General features: G+C 70.7%; 3 protein-coding genes. 2 read left to right on the top strand and 1 reads right to left on the bottom strand.

What is annotated here, in order from left to right:
* Positions 1 to 38 precede the first annotated feature (38 nt).
* Entirely contained in the window at positions 39 to 848 is an 810-nt protein-coding gene (gene lgt / locus CH341_RS30755) for a prolipoprotein diacylglyceryl transferase (RefSeq protein ID WP_111423405.1), read from the bottom strand.
* A 201-nt stretch (positions 849 to 1,049) separates the two neighbouring features.
* Here lgt and CH341_RS30750 point away from each other — a divergent pair, with 201 nt between their 5' ends.
* On the top strand, positions 1,050 to 1,343 hold the full coding sequence (locus tag CH341_RS30750) for an accessory factor UbiK family protein (RefSeq protein WP_111423403.1): 294 nt from the start codon (positions 1,050 to 1,052) through the stop codon (positions 1,341 to 1,343).
* A gap of 251 nt (positions 1,344 to 1,594) precedes the next feature.
* A partial coding sequence (locus CH341_RS30745) for a 50S ribosomal protein L25/general stress protein Ctc (RefSeq protein ID WP_111423400.1) occupies positions 1,595 to 2,269 on the top strand: 675 nt, incomplete at its 3' end.

Here is a 2,269-nt window from a genome sequence, read left to right as displayed (position 1 = left end):
GTCTCGGCCGCCGACAGCGTGCCGGCCGAGGTGCGCATCTACAACCAGCTCTTCAAGGCGATCGCGCCGACGCCGGCCAGGAACAGCGGCACCGACAGCAGCATCCCCATGGTCATCCCGCCCCACAGGAAGCCGAGCTGCGGGTCGGGCTCGCGGAAGAACTCGCAGAACGAGCGGGCGACCGCATAGAAGCAGGCGAACAGGCCGACCACCAGGCCGGGCCGCCGGAGCGCGCCGGCCTGCACGGCGAGCGCCAGCAGCACGAACAGGGCGAGCCCCTCGAGGCTGGCCTCGTAGAGCTGGCTCGGATGGCGCGGGAACGGCCCGGCGCCGGGGAACACCATGGCCCAGGGCACGTCGGCGGCCGGGCGGCCCCACAGCTCGCCATTGATGAAATTGGCGAGTCGGCCGAGGAAGATGCCGATCGGCGCCACCGCACAGGTGAGGTCGCCGATCGTCGGGATCGACAGCCCGCGGGTGCGGGCGAACAGCACGACGGCCGCGACGCAGCCGAGAAAGCCGCCGTGGAACGACATGCCGCCCTTCCACAGCTTGAGGATCTCCAGCGGGTCGGCGACGAAATGCTCGAAATTGTAGAACAGGACATAGCCGGTGCGGCCGCCCAGGATGATGCCGAGCGTCACCCAGACGATGAAGTCGTCGAAGTCGACCACCGCCAGCGGCGCCGGGCCGCCCCACAGCCGCTCGCTGCGGATCAGGGCGCGGGCATAGGCCCAGCCGAGCAGGATGCCGGCGATATAGGCGAGGGCGTACCAGCGGATCGCGAACGGGCCGATGCTCACCAGCACCGGGTCGATCCGCGGGAAGGGCAGCACGGCGAGCGGCATGGGGGTCCTCAGCGGGGGGACAAGCGTGATGCGGCCGCGGCCGCTCCCCGTCAAGCCGCCTGCCCGGGTCGGGCGCCCGCCGGGTCCGTGGACCCGGATACGGTCCGGGTCAGGTCGGACCTTGCGTCGCCGCATCGCCATCGCCATTGTCTGGCGCGATTGACACCATTGCCGACAATGCGTTCCGGAGACGACATAACGATGGCCCAGACGAGCAGCCGGTTCTTCGACGAGATGGCCCGCATGATGAACGACGCGGCCGGCGTCGCCCAGGGCGTGCGCCGCGAGGCGGAAACACTGATCAAGGCCCAGGCCGAGCGCATCCTGCGCGACATGGACGTGGTCCAGCGCGAGGAGTTCGAGGCCGTCAAGGAGATGGCCCGGCTCGCCCGCGAGGAGAACGAGGTCCTGAAGGCGCGCCTCGCCGCCCTGGAGGCCAAGCTCGCCCCGTCGAGCCCGAACGGCCTCGACACCGGCACCACCGCGGTGGGGTGAGGCGGAAGCCCGCTGACGCCGGCTCCACCTCTCCCCCGCTGGCGGGGAGAGGTGAAGATGGGTGCGGCGAGCTGCCGAACAGCCGCTTCCTTGTCAATTCGGGCTTCGCTGGGCTATAAGCCCGCGATCCGCGGCTTGCAGACACCCCTGGAGGCCGGCCGCGAGGCCGCACGAGCGGCATTTTTCATCCGTGAATCGACCGGGTGGGGCCGCGCGAGCGGTCGTTCCCGGCTGTAGAGAGGACAACCACTATGGCGACCGCCAAAGAGCTGAAAGCGACGTCGCGTCCGCGGGCCGGCAAGGGGGCCGCCCGGGCCGTTCGTCGTGAAGGCCGCGTGCCGGGCGTGATCTACGGCGACAACCAGCCTCCCGTGACCATCGCGCTCGACGAGGCCGAGCTGCGCCAGCGAATCTTCGCCGGCCACTTCCTGACGAGCATCTACGATATCGATCTCGACGGGACGAAGCATCGCGTGATCCCGCGCGACTACCAGCTCGAGCCGCTCCGCGACCGGCCCGTCCATGTCGACTTCATGCGGCTCGGCCAGGGCGCCACCATCCGGGTGCGGGTGCCGGTGCGCACCATCAATGTCGAAGCGGCGCCCGGCATCAAGCGCGGCGGCACGGTCAGCGTCGTCACCCACTCGGTCGAGCTGCGCTGCCCGGCGGACGCCATCCCGGAAGCCATCGAGATCGACCTGACCGGCCTCGAGATCAACTACTCGCGCCATCTCAGCGACGTCGTGCTGCCGCCCAACGTCAAGCCGGCCGGCAAGGTCGACCCGACGCTGGTCACCATCGTGCCGCCGTCCGGCTACGCCGAAGAGATCAAGGCGGCCAAGGACGCGGCGGGCGCGGCGGCTGCGGCTCCGGCCGCGGGCGCGGCCCCGGCGGCCGGCGCCAAGGCTCCGGCGGCGGGCGCTAAG

Origin of the sequence: Rhodoplanes roseus, assembly GCF_003258865.1 — a bacterium.
In the GTDB taxonomy this organism is placed as follows: Bacteria; Pseudomonadota; Alphaproteobacteria; order Rhizobiales; family Xanthobacteraceae; genus Rhodoplanes; species Rhodoplanes roseus.
Note: the sequence above shows the minus strand (reverse complement) of the source record. Positions and strands in the feature narration are given on the sequence as shown.